This window comes from Cryobacterium zongtaii (assembly GCF_002909375.1).
Taxonomy (GTDB): Bacteria; Actinomycetota; Actinomycetes; order Actinomycetales; family Microbacteriaceae; genus Cryobacterium; species Cryobacterium zongtaii.
Map to the genome: position 1 here is coordinate 63,309 of NZ_PPXD01000024.1, position 22,484 is coordinate 85,792.

Annotated in this window: 31 protein-coding genes; 19 read left to right on the plus strand and 12 right to left on the minus strand. The window is 62.2% G+C overall.

The genetic code is table 11. The features are described 5' to 3' along the window. The first annotated feature begins 358 nt into the window (after positions 1–358). A complete protein-coding gene (locus C3B61_RS15005; protein WP_133160323.1) occupies positions 359–754 on the plus strand; it encodes a hypothetical protein in 396 nt (131 codons plus the stop codon). A 45-nt stretch (positions 755–799) separates the two neighbouring features. Here C3B61_RS15005 and C3B61_RS15010 read toward each other — a convergent pair whose 3' ends face one another. Next, the gene (locus tag C3B61_RS15010) at positions 800–1,366 is read right to left on the minus strand and encodes a DUF4232 domain-containing protein (protein WP_103461398.1); all 567 of its coding nucleotides are present in this window, start codon (positions 1,364–1,366) and stop codon (positions 800–802) included. 533 nt (positions 1,367–1,899) lie between these two features. On the opposite strand from C3B61_RS15010, the gene C3B61_RS19770 reads away from it, so the two are divergent. From C3B61_RS19770 to C3B61_RS20300, 7 genes are all read left to right on the plus strand, one after another. After that, entirely contained in the window at positions 1,900–2,052 is a 153-nt protein-coding gene (locus C3B61_RS19770) for a hypothetical protein (protein WP_165791189.1), read from the plus strand. 15 nt (positions 2,053–2,067) lie between these two features. Continuing rightward, positions 2,068–2,256 (plus strand): hypothetical protein, encoded by a 189-nt coding sequence (locus C3B61_RS15015; RefSeq protein ID WP_103461399.1) that lies wholly within the window; start codon positions 2,068–2,070, stop codon positions 2,254–2,256. After that, positions 2,256–3,191 carry a DUF3560 domain-containing protein gene (locus C3B61_RS15020; protein ID WP_103461400.1) on the plus strand — a complete coding sequence of 312 codons (936 nt, stop codon included), beginning with the start codon at positions 2,256–2,258 and terminating at the stop codon, positions 3,189–3,191. The genes C3B61_RS15015 and C3B61_RS15020 overlap by 1 nt, the downstream gene beginning before the upstream one ends. A gap of 133 nt (positions 3,192–3,324) precedes the next feature. Continuing rightward, positions 3,325–3,759 carry a hypothetical protein gene (locus tag C3B61_RS15025; protein ID WP_103461401.1) on the plus strand — a complete coding sequence of 145 codons (435 nt, stop codon included), beginning with the start codon at positions 3,325–3,327 and terminating at the stop codon, positions 3,757–3,759. Positions 3,760–4,119: 360 nt separating this feature from the next. Further along, on the plus strand, positions 4,120–4,539 hold the full coding sequence (locus C3B61_RS15030) for a DUF3846 domain-containing protein (protein WP_103461402.1): 420 nt from the start codon (positions 4,120–4,122) through the stop codon (positions 4,537–4,539). Positions 4,540–4,862: 323 nt separating this feature from the next. Continuing rightward, entirely contained in the window at positions 4,863–5,786 is a 924-nt protein-coding gene (locus tag C3B61_RS15035) for a ParA family protein (protein ID WP_103461403.1), read from the plus strand. A gap of 200 nt (positions 5,787–5,986) precedes the next feature. Further along, positions 5,987–6,193, plus strand: a complete 207-nt coding sequence (locus C3B61_RS20300) for a ParB family protein (protein ID WP_425266425.1) — start codon at positions 5,987–5,989, stop codon at positions 6,191–6,193. Between the two features lie 122 nt (positions 6,194–6,315). Here the strand turns inward: C3B61_RS20300 and C3B61_RS20375 are convergent, their stop codons facing one another. The 6 genes from C3B61_RS20375 to C3B61_RS15060 form a co-directional block, all read right to left on the minus strand. After that, the gene (locus C3B61_RS20375) at positions 6,316–6,768 is read right to left on the minus strand and encodes a hypothetical protein (RefSeq protein WP_244285956.1); all 453 of its coding nucleotides are present in this window, start codon (positions 6,766–6,768) and stop codon (positions 6,316–6,318) included. A 116-nt stretch (positions 6,769–6,884) separates the two neighbouring features. Beyond that, the gene (locus tag C3B61_RS15045; RefSeq protein WP_103461405.1) at positions 6,885–7,106 is read right to left on the minus strand and encodes a hypothetical protein; all 222 of its coding nucleotides are present in this window, start codon (positions 7,104–7,106) and stop codon (positions 6,885–6,887) included. A gap of 226 nt (positions 7,107–7,332) precedes the next feature. Then, positions 7,333–7,989 (minus strand): coiled-coil domain-containing protein, encoded by a 657-nt coding sequence (locus C3B61_RS15050; RefSeq protein ID WP_103461406.1) that lies wholly within the window; start codon positions 7,987–7,989, stop codon positions 7,333–7,335. 877 nt (positions 7,990–8,866) lie between these two features. Beyond that, the gene (locus C3B61_RS15055) at positions 8,867–9,340 is read right to left on the minus strand and encodes a hypothetical protein (RefSeq protein ID WP_103461407.1); all 474 of its coding nucleotides are present in this window, start codon (positions 9,338–9,340) and stop codon (positions 8,867–8,869) included. After that, positions 9,333–9,542 carry a hypothetical protein gene (locus tag C3B61_RS19925; RefSeq protein ID WP_208858835.1) on the minus strand — a complete coding sequence of 70 codons (210 nt, stop codon included), beginning with the start codon at positions 9,540–9,542 and terminating at the stop codon, positions 9,333–9,335. Before C3B61_RS19925 ends, C3B61_RS15055 begins: the two co-directional genes overlap by 8 nt. 290 nt (positions 9,543–9,832) lie before the next feature. Further along, positions 9,833–10,459, minus strand: coding sequence for a hypothetical protein (locus C3B61_RS15060; RefSeq protein ID WP_133160325.1), 627 nt, complete (start codon positions 10,457–10,459; stop codon positions 9,833–9,835). A 495-nt stretch (positions 10,460–10,954) separates the two neighbouring features. On the opposite strand from C3B61_RS15060, the gene C3B61_RS15065 reads away from it, so the two are divergent. Then, entirely contained in the window at positions 10,955–12,172 is a 1,218-nt protein-coding gene (locus C3B61_RS15065) for a hypothetical protein (RefSeq protein ID WP_133160326.1), read from the plus strand. Between the two features lie 143 nt (positions 12,173–12,315). Here C3B61_RS15065 and C3B61_RS15070 read toward each other — a convergent pair whose 3' ends face one another. Then, a complete protein-coding gene (locus tag C3B61_RS15070) occupies positions 12,316–12,681 on the minus strand; it encodes a VOC family protein (RefSeq protein WP_103461410.1) in 366 nt (121 codons plus the stop codon). Positions 12,682–12,773: 92 nt separating this feature from the next. Between C3B61_RS15070 and C3B61_RS15075 the strand changes: the two genes are divergently transcribed. Then, entirely contained in the window at positions 12,774–13,733 is a 960-nt protein-coding gene (locus C3B61_RS15075) for a helix-turn-helix transcriptional regulator (RefSeq protein WP_103461411.1), read from the plus strand. Positions 13,734–13,968: 235 nt separating this feature from the next. Here the strand turns inward: C3B61_RS15075 and C3B61_RS15080 are convergent, their stop codons facing one another. Beyond that, positions 13,969–14,493 (minus strand): putative immunity protein, encoded by a 525-nt coding sequence (locus tag C3B61_RS15080; RefSeq protein ID WP_103461412.1) that lies wholly within the window; start codon positions 14,491–14,493, stop codon positions 13,969–13,971. Positions 14,494–14,750: 257 nt separating this feature from the next. Between C3B61_RS15080 and C3B61_RS15085 the strand changes: the two genes are divergently transcribed. Then, complete coding sequence (locus tag C3B61_RS15085) at positions 14,751–15,164, plus strand: NUDIX hydrolase (protein WP_165791191.1); 414 nt, start codon at positions 14,751–14,753, stop codon at positions 15,162–15,164. Positions 15,165–15,219: 55 nt separating this feature from the next. Here the strand turns inward: C3B61_RS15085 and C3B61_RS15090 are convergent, their stop codons facing one another. From C3B61_RS15090 to C3B61_RS15100, 3 genes are all read right to left on the minus strand, one after another. Beyond that, positions 15,220–15,702 (minus strand): GNAT family N-acetyltransferase, encoded by a 483-nt coding sequence (locus C3B61_RS15090; RefSeq protein WP_341866778.1) that lies wholly within the window; start codon positions 15,700–15,702, stop codon positions 15,220–15,222. Then, positions 15,653–16,123, minus strand: a complete 471-nt coding sequence (locus C3B61_RS15095; RefSeq protein ID WP_244285957.1) for a GNAT family N-acetyltransferase — start codon at positions 16,121–16,123, stop codon at positions 15,653–15,655. The genes C3B61_RS15090 and C3B61_RS15095 overlap by 50 nt, the downstream gene beginning before the upstream one ends. A 390-nt stretch (positions 16,124–16,513) precedes the next feature. After that, entirely contained in the window at positions 16,514–17,113 is a 600-nt protein-coding gene (locus tag C3B61_RS15100) for a TetR/AcrR family transcriptional regulator (RefSeq protein WP_103461416.1), read from the minus strand. A 109-nt stretch (positions 17,114–17,222) separates the two neighbouring features. Here C3B61_RS15100 and C3B61_RS15105 point away from each other — a divergent pair, with 109 nt between their 5' ends. The 8 genes from C3B61_RS15105 (at position 17,223) to C3B61_RS15140 (ending at position 22,476) form a co-directional block, all read left to right on the plus strand. Further along, the gene (locus tag C3B61_RS15105) at positions 17,223–18,263 is read left to right on the plus strand and encodes an NAD-dependent epimerase/dehydratase family protein (RefSeq protein WP_103461417.1); all 1,041 of its coding nucleotides are present in this window, start codon (positions 17,223–17,225) and stop codon (positions 18,261–18,263) included. Positions 18,264–18,310: 47 nt separating this feature from the next. Next, entirely contained in the window at positions 18,311–18,718 is a 408-nt protein-coding gene (locus C3B61_RS15110; RefSeq protein WP_103461418.1) for a nuclear transport factor 2 family protein, read from the plus strand. 381 nt (positions 18,719–19,099) lie between these two features. After that, positions 19,100–19,336: a hypothetical protein gene (locus C3B61_RS15115; RefSeq protein ID WP_103461419.1), complete on the plus strand. Its 237-nt coding sequence runs from the start codon at positions 19,100–19,102 to the stop codon at positions 19,334–19,336. Further along, entirely contained in the window at positions 19,336–20,175 is an 840-nt protein-coding gene (locus C3B61_RS15120; RefSeq protein ID WP_103461420.1) for a Fic/DOC family protein, read from the plus strand. The genes C3B61_RS15115 and C3B61_RS15120 overlap by 1 nt, the downstream gene beginning before the upstream one ends. Continuing rightward, entirely contained in the window at positions 20,175–20,507 is a 333-nt protein-coding gene (locus C3B61_RS15125) for a transcriptional regulator (RefSeq protein WP_208858837.1), read from the plus strand. Before C3B61_RS15120 ends, C3B61_RS15125 begins: the two co-directional genes overlap by 1 nt. Next, positions 20,504–21,337: a nucleotidyl transferase AbiEii/AbiGii toxin family protein gene (locus C3B61_RS15130; protein ID WP_165791192.1), complete on the plus strand. Its 834-nt coding sequence runs from the start codon at positions 20,504–20,506 to the stop codon at positions 21,335–21,337. The genes C3B61_RS15125 and C3B61_RS15130 overlap by 4 nt, the downstream gene beginning before the upstream one ends. A gap of 6 nt (positions 21,338–21,343) precedes the next feature. After that, on the plus strand, positions 21,344–21,925 hold the full coding sequence (locus C3B61_RS15135; RefSeq protein ID WP_103461422.1) for a recombinase family protein: 582 nt from the start codon (positions 21,344–21,346) through the stop codon (positions 21,923–21,925). Next, positions 21,922–22,476: a hypothetical protein gene (locus C3B61_RS15140; RefSeq protein WP_103461423.1), complete on the plus strand. Its 555-nt coding sequence runs from the start codon at positions 21,922–21,924 to the stop codon at positions 22,474–22,476. Before C3B61_RS15135 ends, C3B61_RS15140 begins: the two co-directional genes overlap by 4 nt. Positions 22,477–22,484 lie beyond the last annotated feature (8 nt).

Consider the following 22,484-nt stretch of genomic DNA (forward strand, 5'->3'; position numbering starts at 1 on the left):
GCTGCTGTACCCGTCCCCGATGTTGAGCCGCTGCGCGGCCGGGGAGAACAGAGCGACATCACCTGAAGGGTGACGAGAGATCACCCTTTCAGGGTGACAAGAGATCACCCCTTCAGGGTGATGCCCGCCGATGCCGTCGAAAGCAACTCGGAGCGGCTGCGCACAACCCCACGTACAGTCCGGCCACAATCACTACATAACCCCCGCCCCCCTTTGCCGCCGATCTGGCGCTGGAGCTCGTGGCTGCCGGCAACCTCAATCCCGAGAGCCGCTGGCAATACTTGGGAGATGCCGCCGAGCGGGCCAGTCCGTGCGGCGGAGATGCCCACGCGACGGCGAAGTTGGGTAGCGTGCTGAGATGACTGAATCGGCGCTTCCCACTGTGGGTCCCGGCCAAGATGCGGCAGTACCGGCGCCGATAACGAGGAGAGAATTCGTTAGACGCATTGTGCTGGTTGACGCGGTCGCAGTTTTTGTCGCGTTGCTGCCTCTTCTGTTTCTGGGGATAGGTATTCAATCGTTGGGAGCGCAGAACGGGTGGTGGGCGGGGGATCCAAACTCCAACGATGGCGAGGAGTTCTTTGCCACCGTCCTGGGCGGATTTGGTCTGTTCAGCGTGACTGTCCTTGCGGCGATCCCAGTGTCCGTGCTTGCTGGGCGCCACGGCTTTCCCGTGTGGCGTTCGGTCATGGTGAGCACGCTTGGAATCCTGGGGTCATGCCTGATTCTGGGCGTTACCGCCAGCATCTTCTAGGCGGCTCTCCCCTAACGCCTGCAGTGGCCGGATGACACATTTGTTTTAGGGGTGTGGCTTGATCGGGGTGTCGGCGAGGTTGTAGATGAGCCAGCCTGATGTCGCGGCGTCGCAGATGGTGAGGTCGATGACATCAATCAGGATCTCCGCGCTGGATTGTGGGAGTCCGATCCGTAATGATCCAGCCCCAAGCAGCGGACAGTCTGGATAGAGATTCTGGCCGGCCACTCTGACCAAGAGGTAAGCGGCGTCCTGGGGTGTGACGGTGATGGTGTGGGCGGGAATGGTGTCGCGTTTCGTGGCCGGGTTGTCGATGACTTGCCCTGCGGCGTCGAGAAGGGCGACCTCGGGGAATCCTGAGACGGTGCAGCTGGTCGCCCCGGTGTTGGTGAGCTTGACGTAGAACAGGGCCGTGTTATGGGGGTGGTTCGAATTAGAGGATTCCCGGGTGGCCGTGAACTCGCAGGTGCCAGAGTCAGCGTTCTTGTCCGCTGCCGGCGTTCGAGCGTTTCCTTCAGCCGGGCTCAGTGAACACCCCGTTAGCGCGCCCAGCATGAGCAGCACTGTCGCGGCCACCAGTGCCTTGGTGGATCTACGAGATCGAGTGTTCATTTATTGTTCCCCCCGGCACCGATGCTACTCGGCTGCACCGCACGTCTGATCGGCCAGAAAAGATCGACTGATCGGAATGTCAGCGTCGCTGCAGCTGACCAAATTTCCGGGCATGTCGCGCACGACGACGGGCCAGGCGGCCCGAACCCCGGAACGCACGTCTTGAACCGGCGATGACTAGGCACCCGCCCCTGACGGGTCGTGACGGAACAGCGACGCGGCCGCTGTACCCATCCCCCATTTTGAGCCGCTGCGCGGCCGGGGGATAACAGAGTGATGCCACTTTCGAATCCGTGACGGCGATGCCGTCACGAGCATATTGGAGCCGCTGCGCGGCACTGTTCAATGGGCCTTTTTGTCCTTTCTGGCGTTTCACCGTAGCTCCCTTCCGTGCCTTGCGTCACCCACATTCTCGGGCGCGCCCTGCGGGCTTATTTCGCCCGAGAATCCGTGCACTTTCGGCACTCCCGGTCGCTATCGATTTCTCTTGCCAGATAGGGCAAAAAAACAGTTGTTCACGAGGGAGAGAACCCATGGCTGAGTCAGATTTCGATTACGAGAACACCTATCCCCGGGAGCGCTACGGCAGCGGGTGCGCCTGCAGTGGTTGCCGGTCCGAAGGTGCCGCAGACACTCAGCCGGGCGAAACCTGCACCGCCAGCCGCTACGCCGACAGCTTCGCCTAGACCGAGGAAAAACTCATGCACACAACACCGATTCAGCCTCTGACTCCCGGAGTGCTCGGGGCCGAAAACCTGCTCAGCAGCGCCGACATGTCGACCCTCTGGAACAGCCAGAGCTACCCCAACCCCCGGAGCCGGTTCGTCATCGTCATGACCCCGCACGGCTCCCGCGTCAACAGCTACGCAACCCCGAGAGGAAACCGCTAATGCTCACCATCACCCACACCCACGAAGCCGGAACGATGATCGACGGAACCAGCCGAGGCGATGGAACCGCCGAAGTCCTTAAGTCCGCCGGATGGCGCTGGGGCCGCAGCATCAGCGCATGGTTCGTCCCCCAGTCCCGCGACCGCCTGCCCAAACTGCACACCATCACCCGCACCAAGTCGGCACTTGAAGCCGCCGGGTTCGAGGTCGAAACCGAAATCGACAGCACCCACCGTGCTACCGCCGACGTCGAGGCCGGAAAGATCGAGCGTCAGGCCGACCGGGTCGACGCCGTGGCTGCGAAGGCCGAGCGTAAGACCGGCGCAGAAGATGCCGCCTACGACAAGGCCCGCGCAGCGCTGGACCGGCTGCCCGAGGGCGGCGAGCCGATCAAGGTTGGCCACCACTCCGAAGGCCGACACCGCAACGCGATCGCCAAAGCAGACAACGCCATGCGCAAGTCAGTCGAAGCCAGCGCCGACGCCACCACCGACAAGGCCCGCGCCGACGCGGCCACCCACACCACCGACGCCCGCTACAACCCGGTCACCGTGGCCAACCGCATCGAAACGTTGGGCGCTGAGCTCCGCAAGCTCGAACGCCGCATAACCGCGCAGTGCTACGACGACACACGCGGATACATCGACGCCACCGCCGACCAGATCCAGGCCCGAGCAACACGCCTCGCTCCGCACATCGACGAGAAGCGCGACCAGATCGCCTATTGGGAAGCCGTGCGCGCCGCCCAGGTCGAGAGCGGCAAGGCCACCGGCTACGACCGCTCCACCGTCAAGAAGGGCGACCGGGTGAAGATCCGCGGCCAGTGGCGCATAGTCGTGCGCGCCAACCTCAAAACGGTCAGCGTCGCCACCGACTACACGTGGACCGACACCAGCCCCTACGCCGAGATTCAGCAGCTCGTGCGGCCCGAGTAATCACCGCAGCGGCCGGCCCACCCAGGGCCGGCCATGAGGGGCGACCCCCTCACACTCCCCCGCCAGGTCACGCCGGCCCACCCGGCACCCCGCCTCGAGCACGGCACCGCAGCAGGACCAAGGAGAACCGGCCATGATCATCACCTACCAGCGCCCCGACACCCTCGACGCACACCAGGTCGACCAGGACGCCCCTGCCGACCTCAGCCCCACCGGGGCAGAGTGTGGCACCGCGACCGTCGACGTTCTCGGGAACCCGTGGAGCTGCACCCGCAGCCCCCACCCCGGCGAGGACGAACACCGCGCTGCCATCACGGCAGCAGGCGATGGCCCGACCGGTACCGTCGCGGTCGCGTGGACGTACCAATACGCCACCGACGATCAGCCCGGCGCCGTCGACCACGCAGCGCCGACCCAGAGCATCACCGTGACCCTCTCGTTTCCCACCCGCGGTGCACACGGCATCGACGCGGCCGCGACGATCAGCAGCATGATCGACGCCGGACTAGGCCACTTCTGGGAAGGCGACCAAGACGACGTGCTCACCAGCTCCACCACGACCGCCTAACCGCAGCGGCCGGCCCACCCAAGGCCGGCCGTGAGGTGGCAGCCCCCTCACACTCCCCCAGGTGAAACCGGCACGGAGGCCCGCTCCACTCGGACCCGGCTGCGCCGGCCTCCCCCATCAGAACTTTTCTTCCCTTGGTGGCCGGTCATCGTAGTTCGCTCCGTGCCTACCTCACCCAAAATCTGACACGCGGTCGCAGGCTCCCTTATTCCGCGCCAGATTGCGTGCACTACGGCACTCCCGCTCTCAATCGATTTCTCTTGCCACCAAGGGCAGAAAAACGGTGGACGACTACACAACCACTGCCCACGAGAGCCCGGAACCCCGCGTATCTCACCCATCCTTGGAGAGGGAAACACCATGACCACCACCATCCGCAGCGTCAAGATCAACCCGACCGAAACCATCACCACACTCGACCTAGACGGCGCGAACAGCGGAACCGACATAGCCGCCGCCATCGACTGCCGCATGTTCGCCGTCGTCGACCTGGCCGACAGTATCGACCTGTTCGTGGACGATGAGGGACTCATCAACGGGGCGACCCTGAACCTGCCCGCAACAGTGCTCGCCCACCTGCTCGGCAACCCGACCGTGATCTTCGGAACTGCCATCGCAGTCGGCACCACCCCGGACGGCAAGACCGTCGGGCTGACGGACCGCCAGCTCACGCGGGTCCAGAAGTCGTTTGCCCAGAAGCCCGACCCGGGAACTGTCGACACCCTCGTGGAGAGCCTGTCGCCGTTCCCCACGATTGTGAGCATGCTCCGCAACATCTAGCCGCGACAGTCGGCTGGCCTTCGGGCCAGCCGGTGAGGGGCCGCCCCCCTCACACTCCCCCATCGGGCGCGGCGGCTGGACAGCTTCTGCCGTCGAAGGGCCCGCTGGAGCCGCTGTACACACCATCGTCAAAGACGTGAAGCGGCTCTCGAGGCGTCCCTTATTGCTGTTATTGCCAGTGATAGTGCTAATGCAATTAATACAGTCATTACTGCTATTAGCAGTGAGAACAGTAATAACATTTATAACAGTATTGCTGTCTACGCCATTAATGACAGCATTAGCTGTAATGTCATTAATAACGACAAGAGAAACGAGAACGTATGCCTCCGGCACTCAATCGCACCGCGTTGGAACGGGTCATCGCCGTTATCAACGGCAAGGGTGGCGTCCTCAAGACCACACTCACCGCAAACATCGGCGGGATGCTGGCGAACAACGGGTACCGCGTGCTGCTGGTTGATCTCGATCCCCAGGGCAATCTGGCCGAGGATCTCGGATACACGGACGACGACCGAGACGACACCGGCCGTGCGCTCGCGCAAGCACTTATGTTCGGTGGGGGAGCGGCCCCAATTCAAGAAGTCCGACCAAACCTCGACGTATTCGCTGGAGGCCCGGCCCTCGACCAGGCCACTGCCGGTCTTGCTGCCAAGGCGAACAAGGACCCAGACGGGGCCAAGCTCGCCGTTGCGCACCTCCTCGAGCCCCTCGCGGGCGACTACGACATGATCCTCATCGACTGCCCACCAGGTGATGAAACGCTGCAGACAGCGGCCGTAGCAGCCGCGAGATGGGCACTCGTACCTGTCAAGAGCGACAAATCAAGCCGCAAAGGACTTGGCGCCGTCGCAGCACGACTCGACGCCGTCCTGGGAGTGAACCCCACTCTCGATTTGCTTGGTGTGGTCCTGGTCGACGTGGGAACCTCTGCCCACGTCGTCCAACGGGAAGCACGAGAACACATCGCAGAGCTTTTCAACGCCGACAACAACGTCGTCTTCACCGCCACGGTTCGCCACAGCGAAGCGACCGCTCAAGCCACCCGAGAACGGGGGCTTCTGGTGCACGAACTCGACGCGCAAGTCCGTAAGGGCCCGAAGTGGTACGAAATCCGGCGGGGAGACGCACAGGCACAAACGTTTGCGCCACGAACAGCATCGTCGGTCGCCGATGACTTGCAGGCAATCACCCAAGAAGTTGTCGCCAGGATAACCGCAGCAGAGAACCAGGAGGCCTTGGCATGAGCGCCGAAACCCCCAACCGCCAGATCGGTGGCCTCACGCCACGCGCCGGGACTCATGACTTGAGCCGGCTCCAGGCCAGAAACCGCCCTGAACCCAAGCCAGAAACCGATCGGCAGCCCACAACCGCAGCCCCTGCGGCGGCGGTCAAGCCTTCGCGCACAGCCAAGTCGGCAACCGTTGTGGTCGACTCGACCGCGAGGATGACTACCTACCTGTCCGCGAACACGCGTGATCGGGCCCGAGCCACGTACAGGGCGACGAGCCACCTCGAGGGGGATAAGAGCTGGTCCGACTTCGTGGAGCGAGCCATATTGGCCGAGGTTGAACGCCGTGAACTGGCACATCATGCAGGGGAGAGGTATGAGGGCGACAGCTCGCCGCTACCCGTTGGACGACCACTGAGCTAGGTGTGTCTTCCATCCGTTTAGCACGACGGGTGATGGCACTGCAGGGGACAGGCACAGGCTCAGCTAGTCAGGATTCCAGCCCGAATTCATCACCGCACAGCCACCGAAGGAGCAGAACCATTTCAACATCGCGCACGATCACCGGGAACCTGGCCGCAGACGTCGAGGTAGTAAAGGCCGGCAGTATCAACATCACAAAATTTCGAGTCATCGAGAACACGGGGGAGTACCGCGCGGGCAGGTATATCGAGCACGTCGATCCGACGACGCATTTTGTTGAAGCTAAGTTCGAGCTGGGGGAGAACGCAGCGGCCACGCTGCACAAAGGAGACGCCGTGATCGTCGTCGGCCGCGAGCACACCAAAAGCTGGGGCGCCGAAGGGTCCAGGACTTTCGGTCGGGTCATCGACGCTGACCACATTGGCGCCGATCTCAGTCGCGCCGTTGCGCAGATCCGCCGCAACAGCAAGCCCGACGACCAGACTTAATCGACTACGCGGCGCCGCCCCATCCAGTGGCGAGGACTTCGCGCAGGTGACCCGCACCAGCGCAACAAACGCGCTGACAGCGCTCACGAGCACGATCGTCGAGCGGCACGCACCACCACGAATAACGCGGCACAGCCGCGCCCCACAAGCAACGCCCCGGGCCGTTCTCTCTCCCGGCCGGGGGCGTCTTCACTGCCAGCTGGCTACGGCCTCACGGAACGATTGCGCGCGACCACCACGAGGTGCAGCAAAAACCCGACCGCCAGGAGCCCGCCCATCTCGATGCAGGCAGGCAGCAAGAACGCCGCCCAGCCGTTACGCAGCAGGTACGCGACCACGAGTCCGCCGATCACGACGACGCCCGAGAGGGCGCCGACGCGCATAAACGACGCGACCCGGTAGAAGAACTCACCCCATGGAGACACCCAGTAGTGGCTCCGTGCGCGGCGTTGAGGGCGCATCAAGCCATTGTGAGCGGACTCATGACCAATCCGCCAGATCTCCACTCCGGCAAACCGTCCAACTAGCCGGACTGAAAGAAAATCTTGGTAGCCACGGAACGCCACGGTCGCCGGTGCTCCAGGCGATCAGGGGCACGTCCGGGTGGAAATCCGCGTCGCAACGCGGGGCGCAGGGGGGAGCGGTGGCGGCCTATTTCTGCTTGGGGCGTACGGGCTGTGCTTCGGCACGGTCGGCGCGGGTGCGTTGCTCGCGTTCGCTCGTGTGTGACTGGTCGAAGTCGGCGTGCAGCTGGGTGAGCTGCTGCTCGAGGGCGTCCCGCACGTCTGTGACGCGCTGTTCGGCGCAGGAGCGCTCCCGGGCGGCCTCGGCCATGGCGCTGTCGCGTTCGCTGGTGACCGTGGCCAGGCGCCCGGTGAGCACGAGCGCTTCCGCCCGGGCGCTCTCCCGCTCCACCCGGACTTGGTCGAGCAGCTCCCGGGTATTCGATGCGTCAGTTTCTGCCCGCTCGGCGCGCGCCGACGCAGCATCGCCCTGCGCGGCGGCGTCCCGTTCGGCCGCCACAGCCTCGTCCCTGGCCGCTGTGGCCGTTGTGAGGATCTCGCGGGCGTCGGTGAGCTGTGCGGCCGTAGCCGCGTTCTCGACCCTCAGGGCGGCGACCTGGTCCGTCAGGGCGGTGATCTCCGTGGCCGCGCGTGCGTTGTCCTCGCCCGCGGCGACCAGGTCGCCCTCGAGCGTGCCGGCCCGCTGCTCAAGCGCCTCTAGGACGGCGCGGAGTTCGTCCTCCACGGCCGCGGCTTCCTCAGCTGCGGCGTCCGCTTCGGCCCGCGCGGCCTCAGCCTTGCGCATGGCGGTCTCGGCCCGGTTGGCGCGGGCGGCCGCGGACGCGACCTGCTCGGCCGCGTCTGAGGTGACGGCCTCGATTCAAATGGACCGCGGCAATCCTGTTCGCAGCTCAAACCCTGGAAAGTCTCGTCGGCACCCTGGCGGGAGCTGTTGACGCTATCCCCTGTTGCTTCCACCGTTAGAAATCGCCCAGGTCTTCTATCCATCGCAGGATGACGGATTCTGCGACAGGAGCGTACTGACGAACGTCCCCCCCCAACGTTGAACTGTTGGCCGCGCTCGGCGAATATGTTATGGACGTGGCCGTGGATGATTGGCAGGCCCCGGTCGACGGGCCGATGTGGCAGGTATCTGTCGTGATCCTGTGAATCCCCGGCATACGGAAAATGGCAAACAACGACTCGGTGCGTTCCGATGGAGTGTTCGAACTCCTCGGGGAGGATGCTCCATCCGGCGTTCTCGTACATGCGCAAGAATCTGGCTGCGCTTCGACCCCCTTCAAACGATCCCGCTATTCGGTCGTGGTTTCCGGGAACGAGCCGTTTGTCGCCGCGAAGCTGCGCAGTGAGATCAATCTGGCGCTCAATGTCTTGCCCTCGAGCCAGGTAGCCAAGGTGATACACAACATCCTCGGCCGCTACTGCCGCATTCCAATTCTCGATGAGTGTCTCATTCATCTCCTGAACATCTCGAAACGGTCGATTGCAGTACTTATTAATGTTCGCGTGGGAGAAATGCGTGTCGCTCGTCCACCAGGTGGTCATGCTGTCACTTTGTCCTGCATTGAGGTCCTAGCAACTACTTGGCTTAAGAATGAGTTCATGAGTGCGACCTCGCTCTGTTCTGCACTCTCCCAGGCGGATCACTGGGCGGACTTTGGTCAGTCGGGTAACGCTACGTCGAGAAAATACTTTTCAAGGTCGCCCAAGTAACCCACCGACAAGGGGTCCACCTCGAAAGGTTCGTCGTACAAGTTGACCAAATCGTGCAGGTGGGTGAGCACGCCGCGGGTAGCCTTCTGGCGGAGCCACACATCGTTGAGCCGGCGAGTCGCGTCGAGCACGTTGTCGTTGCCATTCAGGATGTCGCTGGCAGATTCGGCGAGTTCTATTTCTGCAGCACGCACAGAGTCCATCCTGCCGATGCCACAGGCCACCAGTACGCGTTGGAGGGTCTCTTCGACTTCGATTGAATCTGGGCTAAGCATGATCGCCAGGTCAAGGACCCTGTCATCGCCTTCCGGCCGGGCAAGTTCCACCGAGGCCCATGCGGACAATGATTTCCAATCCACAATTCCCAACACGGCTTCGGCCGCGATGCGCTCCAAACTGCGCTCTAGCGGCACCTTAACCACCAATCTTTGTCTTTGGATCTACGCGCATCCCGGTCCTGACATTTTCCACCCAGTGAGTCGAATAGGTAACCTGATTGAATTCCCAGGACGTCGATGTCTTCTTGACCCAGTCGGCGGATACCCCACCGTATTGGCGCGCATACAACCAAGCATGAGCGGCTCTTGGATCTTCCATTTCCCGGTACTGCGGTTGGGTGTTCATCAAGTGATCCACACTGTGCAGTGCCCATTCGGCGTTTGCGTCGCTCCAGGACTTGACGTCCGGCAGGTGAATGATGTGGGCTCCGCGGCTTCGAGAGTGCTTCGAAGCAGCTGGTTAGATTCCACCACCACATCTTCGCCGTCGATTTCCGTGATGGAGTGCCCGACCAAAGCCGCGTCCGGGTGGAGGGATCTGAGAACGGGCCTGCCGAAAGAGCGAGCGCGGTCAATGTTGAGACGGGCCGCTTGGGTCTGTTGGAAAAGGTTCGAGTTGGACATAGTCATTAGACGCTATCGCGTGGCCCCCCGCTTGTGCAGGAGCCGAGGACCGTCCGTACAATCGACCCCGGCGACGCCATTGACGGTTGCTCCCGTGGCGGCTGCCCCCACGTTGTAGGAGAAGTTCGTTCCCCAGTTCTGAGCGCCCGGGAACGGAGGGAGGCCGTTGCGGTTGACGTACTGTGAGCCTGTCGAGGCTGACAGGTTGATTCCCCACTGGTGAGAGATCGCGCCGCCCAAAGAGCCGTTGAGGTTGTACGCCGTGTACCCCGAGGCCTTTATGTAGAGCGTGAGTGTGGAAGTGCCACACGAGCCAATGACCGTGTTGCGGGCTCCGTCGGCGGTTTTCACCTCGCCCGTCTCAGGATTGAATTTGGGTGTTGCGCCCTCTGCGCTCTCGGCGGGGGTGCCCGTCGGTACCGCATATTGCCAGCCATCGTCATCGGTACGAACGTCGTAGCCATAGGTGGCAGCCCGTTCGGCGTTGAACCCGTTGAACGTCAGCGTCATAGTGACTTGGTCATCCACCGCGTCTACCGTGTCAGCTTGGTCGGCGGTGCTCGCTGCAAGTGAGCTTCCCAGCGCGAGAGCGACTGCCAAGATCCCAGTGCCGATTTTGCCCATTCGTGTCTTCATCATTCTCCCCATCCAGGCCCTGTCCGAAATGCGCATCCCGCCCCCCCCGCAGAACCTTGACCCCATCAAATGCGCATCCTCGGCAAATATCAGTCCTCACTTTGACGGCCCCCCTTTGGGGGCCGCGCGGCCCTCAAGCCTTGGCGGCGGATGCGCCCGAGTTTGCAGCTGGCCAGCGTGAGCCTTTTTGCTCTTTCGTCGGGGGATCAAGCCGTCGTCACAGGTTCGGCAAAACTTTCCCCCCGCTGCGCTCCTCCAAAACGTCGCATGATGGGCACCGCCAGAACGGGTTGGTCGGTGACCCTGCGGGCAGCATTGACACGAGGCACCGCTCACAGTTCGAAGTGGCCAGGGGGTCAGAATCCATGGCGATACCAAACCGGCGCTTGTGCGAGCACAGTGCCCCATCTGCCGCGGAATGTAGCAACGCATCAAGAACTGCACTATCAGTTGCATCACTTGCAACACTAATTGCAGCTCGTGTGCTAGCTTTTCGGAATGGACTCACGAACTGAACTGGAATTGGTGCTCCTCCGAGGGGAGCGGGAGCGCATGTCGCAAGAACTGCGGCGGCTAGATGTGGAATTGGGGCGCCGGGCAGAGGCTGCGCTGGCGGCTGATCAATACACAACGAAATCCTCTTTGGGCCGGCTACTCGGCTTCTCACACACTCACGTTGGAAACCTGATCGAAGCGGCCAGGACAACCCCTCCGCGGGAACATGCGGAGCGCGTCCCCGTCATGGACAACACCATCGCTGGTGACTACGTAACGTCGATCGGTGCACGGATCGTCCGATCCGTGTCCGGCTTTGACGCCGGTGACGTGCTGGTGCAATCAGGCCTCGATCCGCGGCTCTTCGCAAGCGAAGACGATGACCGCGTGAGGGTGCCGTACATGCTGTGGCAGCTTGACTCCGGCGATTGGCTCGGGGTCGGGATGGCGACAGTCGGGTACGGCGGAACTGGATGCGGGTATTCGCGCAGCGCTTTGACCCGTGCCGGTGCTTCTGAACGAGTCGCTCACGAAATCGTCCGATGGCGTTTTTGCGATGCGGTCGACATTGACGATGAAGACACCTGGATCAAGACAAGTGAGTGGCCCGTACACAGCCGGAGCACTCCAATGGTCGTGGATGACCGCATGGTTGTGCTTTTTGGTGATGGTCTTCGATCCATCCGCTCGTTCCACGACAACATCTACTCGGATCGAGAGCGACGTAACGCGGCCGGGGAATCTTCTTACCCGTCCGTCACCCAGGAAGCGCACCTCGAGGCTTGGCTTCACTTCCTTGACGACGCTGAGAACCTTCCTGAATGGGCCCAGGGCCCCCGAACTGCTCGCGTGTTTCGCAATGAAAACGCTGCTGCCGAGGACGGATTTACCGCTACCTCAGCATCATGGGGACGCTGGGGGCAGGCCACGCATCCATGCGTTGTTATCGAACAGGGACATGTTCAGTTGTGGGGCTTCTATTACCGCCCGAGCGACACTACCGAATACCTGCCGGCGGAAGCGTACGCCGTTCTTAGTCTCGCCAATGTCTACCCCACATCTCTCGCTGAGCGAGACGAACGAGTGGCACGGCCCTGGTCGCGCTTCATCGCGAACTTCGTTACGCAGAAGGACGGCTTGCCTGACCGAATCGACATCTCCGCCACGGGCACGCAACAGGTGGCCTATCGGCCCTCCGTCCCCGTCACTTATGCAGGCTGAGCGCGTTGCGCTCAGCTGGCGGCGGCCAGTCAGCGGGCCACCCAGCCAGCGTTCCCGAATGACAGCGGGACGCTCGAAAACGATCAATTCCGGCAGCCCGCGCCACTATGGAGGGTTCCCACAAGCCGCGCGGGCCACGAGCATTAGTCCACGGGCGAGACGCGAATGAGATTCCCGTCCGGGTCTGCAATCACGAACGTCCGACCGAAGACGTCATCGTGTGGCTCCTCAACGATGGCGACGCCCTTGGCCTTCCACTCCTCAAACACCTTGTCTACTGCGCCCTCCGTCCCAGGAATCATCAGCCCTACCTCGGACGTGCGCGGGGTGCTGGGCACCGCGTGCTCGTTGCGCCCTGTCCACAGAGCAAAGAGCACGCCGGGGGCAACCGGGAAAGCCACGTACCTCGGGCTGGTGAAGTCGGGTTCGATCTTGAAGAGGTCGCTGTAGAACGCGGTGGCCGCCTCAGCGTCCTGGACCTGGATCAGAAAGAGGTTGGGTGCTGACATGGGCATCTCCTGTCGAGTGGTACTTACGGTGTGGTTCAAGCCAATCGTCTAATCACGCCACCTGCTGTCAGGTTTTGCGAGAGAGTTGTCCAATGAAAGCTGCCCGGCTGCTAAGCCTGCTTCTCGTGCTCCAAACCCGTCAGCGCGTGACGAGCATCGAGCTGGCGGAGCGCTTAGAGGTCTCGGTGCGGACGATCCTTCGCGACGTCGAAGCTCTCTCGACGGCCGGCGTACCTGTCTACGCCGAGCGAGGCAGACACGGTGGCATCGTCCTCCTCCCCGGCGCACGCCTGAATGCGTCACATCTGGAACCGGCCGAGATGGACTCACTCTCGCTCGCCGGCCTCGACAGTGCGCAGCGCGCGCAACTGGGGATAACGGCCGCTCACGACATGGCCATCCGGAAGATCGCGGCCCGCCGTCTTGCGGGCACAAACGGGGACACAAACCTGGCTGAGCTCGTCATCGTCGACAACTCCGGATGGCTCGCCGCCGAAGTCCGCGAAACGCGCGTTGCAGATCTGGCGTTGACGTTGCGCTCTCGCCCGCGGCTGCGCATCCACTACCGCCGAAGCGGTGCCGAGCACGCCACTCGCCGAGACGTCGACCCCTATGGGCTGGTTTCAAAGTCCGGCCGGTGGTACCTCGTGGCCGATGTCGACGAGACAGCTAAGCTCTTTAACCTCGAACGGCTTGAACGCTACGAAGCCCTCCGCGAACCCGCGACGACACGACCCGATGAAGACCTGCGATCGGTTTGGTCTGAACTCAAGCATCGCTCCGAGCGCCCCGGGCAAGTCGTCGTAACGGTCAAGTTGAGAGGAACGCGAATCGACCTCGCCCGACGCATCCTAGGCAGCCGCCTGCGAGAGGCCGGATCAAATGAAGACGGATGGCAACTGTTCACGGTCAGCTACCCCGATGTTGAATCTGTCCGCCAGCTCCTTCAGTTTGGCGATCACATTGAAGTTCTCGCCCCCGAACGCGCCCGCCAACGGATCGTCGAACTCGCTACAGGCCTCGCCAAAAGACACAACACACCGCCCGCATAACTGCGACCGAAAACGGTGTCAGAACCACCTACCGAAACGACGCTCTTTCGGCAGATTTGATTCCGAGCAGATTCTTGGACAGTAGTTCTGACACCTTTGCGGGCTGCCCCCGAGCGATGGATGTAGCGCAGCTCAGAAACGATCGAATTTGGTCCGAACGCATGAAACCGGTGAGCCGGCCACCGCAAACGTGGTCCGTATCGAAACCACCTTTCGGGAGGTTTGGTTTCGGTGCCTAGTTTCGGGTCCGAATCGCTGAGTCGAGTTCGCTCATGAGCTGCGTCACTCGTGAGCTGCCGGACGGCGCGGACGGGTATCGACGAAGTATTTCCGGCAGGGGCGAAATCGCCCGATCGGCCAGACTGCGAACCCCATCGCTATCCGTGATGCCTGTTCTTAGCTCGGCAACCCGCACGGCGCAGGCCGCGGCACGGAGAATATGTCCGACCTGCGATGCTTTCGCGATCGGGTGGAGGTAAGCGGCCGCTGCGGCGTCGCCGCAGGCCAGTGCTGCGAGCTGGGCGGTCTCCTCAGAGACGCTCTTGGCGGCACGGTGTGATGCGAAGGCGGCCGTTCGTTGCAGGTTTGAGCGTGGAGCACCGCCGGCAAACAGTCGGGCGGCGTCGATCGCATCGCGAGGTCGTGAGTCATTTGGGGCAGCGGCTTCGAAGTCGGGGAGTAGGGCCTGTGCGCAGTCGGTGGCGAACCGGACGACCGCTCGCAGTTCATCCATCGTCAGATCAAAGTCGCCGGTTCCCATCTGCCCATTGTCCCGCGGGTTTGTAGGAATCCTCAATCGCCCGAAACTGATCGTTTGCGAGCGCAAGTCACCGTGGCTTTGCCTACCTGCTCGCAAACGTTTCAGAACCGCTGTCCAGGAATCCGGTCACAATCAAATCTGCCGAAAGAGAGCCGTTTCGACAGTTGGTTCTGACACCGTTTTCGGAGGGTGCGGGAAGTACTGGCGAGATGACAAATGTCGCACCGCAACACTCGTTCGAGCGGTTGGATAGACGTATGGCTCACCATGTCGCAGTAGGCGCTCTCATCGGACCAAAAGGTGTCCTCCTTGCTCATCGCCGCAGCGACCTGCGGTACTACCCCGATTGTTGGGACTTTCCGGGCGGGCACATCGAGGACGGAGAGACGCCGGCCATGGCCTTGGTTAGAGAACTGAGTGAGGAAATTGGAGTCACGGCCCTTGTTGAAGGAGAGGCCGGTCTACGCATCCTGCAAGATGCCGAGAGCGCAGAGGGTTTGGTGCTTGACCTCTGGGCCATTTTTGACTGGGTGGGCAGCGTTGCGAACCATGCTCCTGAAGAGCACGACGATGTGCGTTGGTTCGATCTCGCAGCTGTCCAGAGCGTGCAACTCGCGCATCCCATGTATCGAGATTTCATCGCTGGACTTCTGAGCCCAGGGCATCGTTAACGACCCAGTTTGCGCCCTGTCGTCAGCGGAGGTCGAGTACATGAATGGGTTGCCGCTAAGAGTTCGGCTGATCGAGGCGTTCCATCCAGGATTCCGAGGTGGCTAGCGGGGTGAAGTCGAATTTGGCGTACAGGCCGTGTGCGTCGCTTGTGGAGAGAGCGATCCGGCGTAAACCGAGGGGACGGCAGTTCTCAACGATTCCGGCAATGAGCATCGCCCCGATGCCGTGGCCGCGCACGTCGGGGTCGACGAAGGCGTCGCAGAGCCAAGCGAATGTCACCCCATTCGTCACCATCCGCGCATATGCGACTTGCCTGTTCGACGCAGAGTCGTAGACGCCGAAGTTCCGTGAGCCGTCTATCGCGGCATCCTGTCGGGCGCGAGAGCGTCCGGGAGCCCAATACGTTTGCTCACTGATCCAGCGATGCACTCGTTCCCGGTCTATCTCTGCGGTGTTCCCAGAAAAGCGATATTGAGTGTCCATGGCTTCATCTAACAGCTTGGTGCAATTCAAGGCGGCGTGACCACGCGACCTCATGCCGTAGTTGTCCAGTCTCAGTGAACAGTCGCACCTGGTGGGTTTGCGCGAGGACTGCAGCCATTTCGTCTCGGTCTGCGGGCTCAAAACCCAGCTTCTGCCAAAAGGGACCTGACCGGCGCGAGAACAGCCACGCGTGACTGGCCCCGGAGCGAGCGGCATCCGAGATGGCGAACATTGCGAGGCGTGAGCCGGCTCCTGCCGCACGTCGCCCGGGAGCGACGGCGACGCTGCGGATCAATGCGTGTGTTCCGTTTGGGCTCAATTCGTAACCGGTGCTGCCGATAATTGAGCCGTCCGGATCGTGCTCGGTCCAGAGCTTTACCGTGGGGGCATCGAGACCGGACAGGGTCAGATCAACCTCACCTAAAAAGCGGCGAAGCCCTTCGATGTCAGCGACGGCTACCTGTTTGAACAACACGCGTCCATTCTCGTGGAAAGCAGATGACCTCAGGATCGGATACCGCCAGGCCTGCCTTGGTACAGAACTGTCGGAGTCCTCCAAATTGCGCCAGGCCGCCACAATTGATCGATATCGAGCAGGTCGGGAGTGCGATGTGGCTCCCAATGGTTTCCGCCTTGGCATTGTGTGTGACTTTCGGTGCTGTGTGGCGGCGTTCTGTTTTCGCTATTTGGCGCATCGACCTGGTTGCCGGCGCTGGCTTAGAACGGGCAGTCAGAGTCTTGTATCCCTTCGGCTAAGAGGAATCTCAGCGCGGGTCAATCGGACCCCAGGGGGCGTTTTGCGCACTCGTCTCGTGAGCGAGTGAAAGAAGAAGCCGAGTGCTCTCGAGTGCGTTCGGTCTAGGCGTCACGCGTTGGCCCTAGGCGCTCGCTGCGAGGAGACCGCCGCGCTGAGGACGCGGAGGAAGAGTGAAGTAGCACTGCTGAGACCCTTGCCACCGCCGCCAGCCTTGATTCCTTCGACGGTAGCGAGGATCAAAGCGGCGAGCTCGGCGGATGTTGCCTCTATCGCGGTCAAGTCGATTTCCGCCCTCGCGGCAGCTTCGTCCAAAGCCTCACCGATTCGAGTAGTCAAATGTTGTCGCGATTGTATGGTGATGTCGCGCGACAGGGCCAAGTTTGAGTCGAAGAGTTCCTGTCCGTGTGGGCTCGCGCTGATCTCGTCCATCAACCCCTGTAGGTACGAAGTCACCGCCCGATCTATCCGCTCTAGCGCTGGACCAGACTCCCCAAGCACCGCATCCACGTCAGCCATCACTGTCGCATGGGCTCGCCGCGACCCTGCCTGAAAGACAGCTTCCTTGTTGTTGAAGTGAAGGTACAAGGCGGCCCTAGAGACGCCCGCGGCCTCAGCGATATCCGTCATGGTCGTTTTGCTGAAGCCGTAGCGGCAAAACACCGGCAGCGAAGCGTCGAGAATCTGGTCTTTCTTAGTGTCGGAATCCACGTGGTTACCGTAGACATTCTAGACGCCAAACGTCAAATTGTACTTCTAGACGCTTTCCGTCAAGCTGTCCATCACGGGCGGCGGTGCCGCGATTGACAGGAACGGATTCATGACTTCAGAGAGAACTGACCCAGTGGAGAACACTGTGCTCGTAACAGGCGTTTCGGGGTTCCTTGGTGGATATATTGCACGGGCCCTGCTTCAAGTGGGATACCGAGTGCGGGGCACGGTCCGGGACGCTGCTCGCCATTCGGAGCTGAGTACACGCCTTGGGGTCGGAAGCTCACCGGACAACCGGGTGCACCTGTTCTCTGCGGATCTCACGGCTGACCGTGGCTGGGCGGCTGCGGCGGACGGTTGCAACTACGTCATCCACGCCGCGTCCCCGTTCCCTGCTGTAGAGCCTAAGGATGCTCAAGAGGTCATACGCCCGGCCCGGGAGGGAACCTTGCGCGTCTTGCGCGCGGCGCAGCGTGCCAGGGTCAGTCGTGTTGTGCTGACGTCGTCGGTGGCGGCGACCAATCATGGTTCGGGAGTCGCCCCCTATACGGAGAACGATTGGACCGACGTGAACGGGCGTCGCGCAACCGCCTACTACCAATCCAAAACACTTGCCGAGAGGGACGCGTGGGAATTCACCCGCTCTTCGGGTATGGAGTTGTCTGTAATCAACCCAGGGGTGATCCTGGGTCCTCTCTTTGACCCGAAGGTTGGATCGTCAGTGGGGCTCGTAGCTCAGCTGCTATCCGGTGGCTTCAAGGGGTTGCCCAGATTTGGCTTCGCCATTGCCGATGTTCGGGACGTGGCAGAAGCGCACGTTCGCGCATTGACCGCTCCGGGTGCAGCCGGGCGCCGCTTCCTCGTCGCAGGGGAGTTCAGATGGATACGGGAGGTGAGTGCTCAACTTGCTCGCGACTTCCCCGACTACGCCAGTCGACTACCGACGAAGATCACGCCCGACTGGATGGTGCGCATCATGGCTCTCGCCGATCCGCAGGCGCGCATGGTCGTCCCCGAACTCGGCCGTGACCTCAGCGTTGATACGACCCCTGCCCGCGAAATTCTCGAGTGGTCCGCACGCCCGGACTCGGCAACCCTTCGCGAAACAGCGCAATCCCTAATCGACTGGAGGATCGTTCCTCCCATGTAGAGATCCCAGGCCACGACCATCCCTATTCGCACGACGAAAGAACACTCATGTCCCTCAGTAATCCAGCCACCGAAGACATCATCCGCTCCACCGAAGACATCATCCGCTCCATCGAGGAGGCACGGCTCCGCGCACTAGTGGCCGGCGACGTCGAAGCCGCGCGTGTTCACCACGCGACCGACTTTCAACTGATCACCCCGATCGGGGTGGCGCTCTCGCGCGACGAATACCTGGGGGCGATCGCGTCGGGCCAAATCAACTATTTGAGTTGGGAAGCCGGGCCAATAGTCGTCCGTCTCCACGGCGATACGGCCTCCATCCGCTACGCCGCAACCTTGGAGGTCGTCTTCATCGAACAGCACGTACCAAAGTCTCGATACTGGCACACCGACACGTACGAATACTTGGACGACCGGTGGCAAATCGTTTGGTCTCAAGCCACACAGGTCCGCTAAACAGACACATGCGTGAAGCTTCCGATCCGTGTCTCACCGATTGTCTCGGTGGCTTCACATGGACGGTGCTGTCAGCGAGCCCTCTTCGGATCAGCTAGCTGGCAGCGCCCTTTGGTGAGCTGATCCTCTCAAGCGATCGACTCAAGATCGGTAGCGCCCAGCTTTGACTTGTCGTTTCGGGCTATGGCTGTCTGCAGTGCGATGTTCAAGGTGTCGCGTTGGCGCGGTGGCGACCATTGTTCTGGATCTCCGACGGCGAGCGTGCAACCACGGCCGTCACCTGTCCAAAACTCATTGCCGTAATCATAATTACCGAAAGCTAGCTATAGACGTTTTCGGCTAGATCCTGTAAAATGGGAGGAATCGTTGAAAGGGCTTCTGATGACCGCTGGCTATGACGTTCAAGCGCTTTACCCCGACCTGTTCGAGGGTGTCGACCCTGACACCACAATGCAGATTGCGAGCAACTTCGCGAGCGACGCTCAAGAAGGTTACGAAGCGTCCCGGCGCGACGTCGAGCTGATGGTCCTCCTGTCCACGGACCAGATTTCCACCGAGCAGTTCAAGGCACTGGCGCGAGCTGAAATCGGGCTGCCGGACGCGGACGTCGAAAGCTGATGCCCCGCGCGCGGCGGTTCGATGCGGCATACCCGGACTTTCAATCGACGCAGTATCCGATCACGGAAACAGGCGGCAAGCACGTCATGCGAAACACCGCGGGGATCCGCGACAGTGATCACCTGCAGCGGCTCGAGAATTCTCTCTCCGGTGCTGCCCGCGTCGACATTCTGCGCGGCACCATCCCGATCGACAAGACGTTTGACCTGGCTCACGCCAAGCAGCTGCACGCCGCGATGTTTTCAGAGCTTTACCCGAACTGGGCGGGCAAGGTGAGGCCGTTTGGCATGCAGAAAGGCGGAGGTCAACCGTTCGCCCAGCCGAACCAGATCGAGCACTACTGGCGAAACGCCACGGGGGCGATCCGCAGCGCGGATCTACCCGCCATCGGGCGCGATGACTTCGTGTCAACGCTCGCCACCGTCTACGCGAATATCAATCAGGCCCATTTCGGACGGGAGGGCAATGGGCGCACCGGCAAGCTGTTCCTTGACCAGGTTGCCGAGCAGTCGCCATTCAAACTGGATCACCGCCTAATCGACAAGGCCGTATGGAATGAGCAGTCAGAGCGATCACGCCCCCAGGGCGGCTACCTCGCCGTGCGCCCAGCGGAGCTGATGGCAGTGTTCGACAAAATCACGTTGGATCGAGTGCCGCCCACGCCTGTTCAGACGCTTCCACTTAGCCCGGAGCTGCAGCGAATCATCGACGTGAACAAGCGGAATTTCCCGACGAGCGCAACGGCGATCGGCCGCCCAGGCGAGGCAAGCCCGGCGGATGGCCGGGGCTACCAGGTGCGGGGCCAAGGGCACAGCAACGATCAAGGTTATGGGAGGTAATGATGAACGCACCAGTCGATAAGAGGGTCCGGTTCCAGGATGTGAAGCCCTACGACGCCCCTGCCCGGCTCGAGGAGCTGCAGGGGCCAGCGAGCGGCCACGTGCAGCTTCCGCCATGGGTCTACTGGGGTCCGAACCCGACCGTGAACCTCGACGTGGAGGGTGACGTGATCATGGCCTATCAGGCGACGATTCAGGAGGGCCGCACCGTCGACCAGGTTCAGATCCTCAACCGTGATCGTCTCGTGGCCATCTGGCCCAAGCTGAGCATGCCGCCTCGAGTACGCGAGCTGTGGGGGAATCGTTTCCCCGAGCTGACGGCAACAGAGTGAGTACCGACGAGGAACTGCAGCGCGACGTTACCCGGGCCGCCCTCCGGGCGCTCAACGGGACGCCGTTTGCTCTCGCCGGCTCGGGCGCGATCCGTGAGCACGGCATCATCGACCGTCCCACCCAGGACATAGACCTGTTCACCTCCGACGTCGATGCTGCGCGCTTCGACGTCGCCGTGGGATCCGTCGTCAACGAGTTGCGCGCATCCGGCAACATGGTCGACGAGCTGCGCCGCGTCGACCAGTACGCCCGCCTGCACGTCACGACGGCCGAGGGTCGGTTCGTGGAAATCGACATGGGCGTGGACTACCGCGAGGGTGAGCCGGTCACATTGTCGGTTGGCCCGGTGCTCAATCTCGACGACGCCGTAGCGAACAAGGTTGGCGCGCTCTATAGCCGTGCCGAGGCACGCGACTACCTCGACGTCGACGCAATCCGTTTGTCGGGCAAGTTCACTGACGTCCAACTCGTCAACGCTGCCAGTGAGCGAGATCTCGGATTCGAAGTCTCGATGTTCGCAACGCAGCTCGACGGAGTGCAGAACCTACGTGCCGAGCAGGTGGCACGGTACGGCGTAGAGCCGGTGCAGCTCGACGCGATCAAGGAGCGCCTTGGAGAGTGGGCGGCCGAACTTCGTACCACCCAGGCCGAGCAGCCGGCTACGCCGCAACTCAATCCGGAACTGCAGCGGATCGTCGACGTGAATAGGCGGAATTTCCCGACGAGCGCGACGGAGATTGGCCAATCGACGCAGGTCAGTCCCCCCGAAGGGCGGGGCTACCAGGCACCAGGCCAGGGCCACAGCGCTGGGCAAGGTTATGGAAGGTAGCGGGTTGTGAGCGTAGTTGGATATACCCGCGTATCGACGCAGGATCAGAGTCTCAATTCGCAGAGCGACTCGCTCCGCGCGGCGGGTGCCGAGTTCATCTACTCGGACAAGCAGACGGGCAAGAACGCGGCCCGGCCGGGTCTGGCCGATTGTATGAAGTTCTTGCGCCGTGGCGACACTCTGCTGGTCTACAGCACCGACCGACTGGGCCGGTCGATGACCGACGTCGTGACGATAGTCGCTGACCTGGGGGAGCGCGGCGTGGAGTTCACATCGCTCACGGAACCGTTCGACACCACCACCCCCGGCGGTGAGTTGTTCTTCCACATCTGTGCCGCGTTCGCGCAGATGAATGGCCGCATCATTTCCGACCGCACCCGCGCCGGCCTCGCGTCCGCGAAGGCACGCGGCCGGCTCGGTGGCCGGCCAAGCGTAATGACTGTCGAACGCGTCGACGTCGCCCGGCGCATGCGCGCCGAGAAAGCGACCTGGGCGACCATCGCCCAAACCCTGCAGGTCGGGGCATCGAGCGTGCGGCGCGCACTCGCTGACGATACCGACGAGCACCGATCGAAGGAGACACAGTGACGGACGCTGCAGCCAGCAACGATGATGGGTTTGACGCCATCGCGGGCGGGATGCTTGCGGATGAGTTTCGCGCCAGCGAGCAAGATCGCAAGTTCAATCAGATGCTTGATGACCATATCGACGGCGTGACTTACGTCGAGGTCGACGGGGTGACCTACACCGATGACGGTCGGCTCTACGAGCCGATGGATGACACCCCGCGACCAGGTGCGGCCGAGGGTCATTTCGCGGAGGAACGCGCGAGAGCGACCTACGCCGGGGAGATGCCACCAGCGTCGATCGACGAGCTGCACGCGCGGTCGGCGCTGCCCGTGGTCGAGCCGGCCCCGGCCACGCTGGATCCCGAGCTGCAGCGCATCGTGGACTTGAACGCACGCAGCTACCCGACGAGCGCGACGGAGATTCACGCGCCGGGGAAGCACGCCGATCCGGCCGGGGCTACCAATCTTGCGCCGAGCCCGCCACGAACGAATGGGCAGCCGATGAAGGCCGTAAATCAGATTCAGCAGGCACTCATCGCCCTGCCGACATTGGTTCGGACGCGCTCGTGACGGCGAGT

Excerpts from the sequence above, each read along its gene's own strand:
- C3B61_RS15005 (WP_133160323.1), top strand. The coding sequence starts at position 359 with ATGACTGAATCGGCGCTTCCCACTGTGGGTCCCGGCCAAGATGCGGCA.
- C3B61_RS15010 (WP_103461398.1), bottom strand. The coding sequence starts at position 1,366 with ATGAACACTCGATCTCGTAGATCCACCAAGGCACTGGTGGCCGCGACA.
- C3B61_RS19770 (WP_165791189.1), top strand. The coding sequence starts at position 1,900 with ATGGCTGAGTCAGATTTCGATTACGAGAACACCTATCCCCGGGAGCGC.
- C3B61_RS15015 (WP_103461399.1), top strand. The coding sequence starts at position 2,068 with ATGCACACAACACCGATTCAGCCTCTGACTCCCGGAGTGCTCGGGGCC.
- C3B61_RS15020 (WP_103461400.1), top strand. The coding sequence starts at position 2,256 with ATGCTCACCATCACCCACACCCACGAAGCCGGAACGATGATCGACGGA.
- C3B61_RS15025 (WP_103461401.1), top strand. The coding sequence starts at position 3,325 with ATGATCATCACCTACCAGCGCCCCGACACCCTCGACGCACACCAGGTC.
- C3B61_RS15030 (WP_103461402.1), top strand. The coding sequence starts at position 4,120 with ATGACCACCACCATCCGCAGCGTCAAGATCAACCCGACCGAAACCATC.
- C3B61_RS15035 (WP_103461403.1), top strand. The coding sequence starts at position 4,863 with ATGCCTCCGGCACTCAATCGCACCGCGTTGGAACGGGTCATCGCCGTT.
- C3B61_RS20300 (WP_425266425.1), top strand. The coding sequence starts at position 5,987 with ATGACTACCTACCTGTCCGCGAACACGCGTGATCGGGCCCGAGCCACG.
- C3B61_RS15050 (WP_103461406.1), bottom strand. The coding sequence starts at position 7,989 with ATGCGCAAGGCTGAGGCCGCGCGGGCCGAAGCGGACGCCGCAGCTGAG.
- C3B61_RS19925 (WP_208858835.1), bottom strand. The coding sequence starts at position 9,542 with ATGAACACCCAACCGCAGTACCGGGAAATGGAAGATCCAAGAGCCGCT.
- C3B61_RS15060 (WP_133160325.1), bottom strand. The coding sequence starts at position 10,459 with ATGATGAAGACACGAATGGGCAAAATCGGCACTGGGATCTTGGCAGTC.
- C3B61_RS15065 (WP_133160326.1), top strand. The coding sequence starts at position 10,955 with ATGGACTCACGAACTGAACTGGAATTGGTGCTCCTCCGAGGGGAGCGG.
- C3B61_RS15070 (WP_103461410.1), bottom strand. The coding sequence starts at position 12,681 with ATGTCAGCACCCAACCTCTTTCTGATCCAGGTCCAGGACGCTGAGGCG.
- C3B61_RS15075 (WP_103461411.1), top strand. The coding sequence starts at position 12,774 with ATGAAAGCTGCCCGGCTGCTAAGCCTGCTTCTCGTGCTCCAAACCCGT.
- C3B61_RS15080 (WP_103461412.1), bottom strand. The coding sequence starts at position 14,493 with ATGGGAACCGGCGACTTTGATCTGACGATGGATGAACTGCGAGCGGTC.
- C3B61_RS15085 (WP_165791191.1), top strand. The coding sequence starts at position 14,751 with ATGGCTCACCATGTCGCAGTAGGCGCTCTCATCGGACCAAAAGGTGTC.
- C3B61_RS15090 (WP_341866778.1), bottom strand. The coding sequence starts at position 15,702 with ATGAGGTCGCGTGGTCACGCCGCCTTGAATTGCACCAAGCTGTTAGAT.
- C3B61_RS15105 (WP_103461417.1), top strand. The coding sequence starts at position 17,223 with ATGACTTCAGAGAGAACTGACCCAGTGGAGAACACTGTGCTCGTAACA.
- C3B61_RS15110 (WP_103461418.1), top strand. The coding sequence starts at position 18,311 with ATGTCCCTCAGTAATCCAGCCACCGAAGACATCATCCGCTCCACCGAA.
- C3B61_RS15115 (WP_103461419.1), top strand. The coding sequence starts at position 19,100 with ATGACCGCTGGCTATGACGTTCAAGCGCTTTACCCCGACCTGTTCGAG.
- C3B61_RS15120 (WP_103461420.1), top strand. The coding sequence starts at position 19,336 with ATGCCCCGCGCGCGGCGGTTCGATGCGGCATACCCGGACTTTCAATCG.
- C3B61_RS15125 (WP_208858837.1), top strand. The coding sequence starts at position 20,175 with ATGATGAACGCACCAGTCGATAAGAGGGTCCGGTTCCAGGATGTGAAG.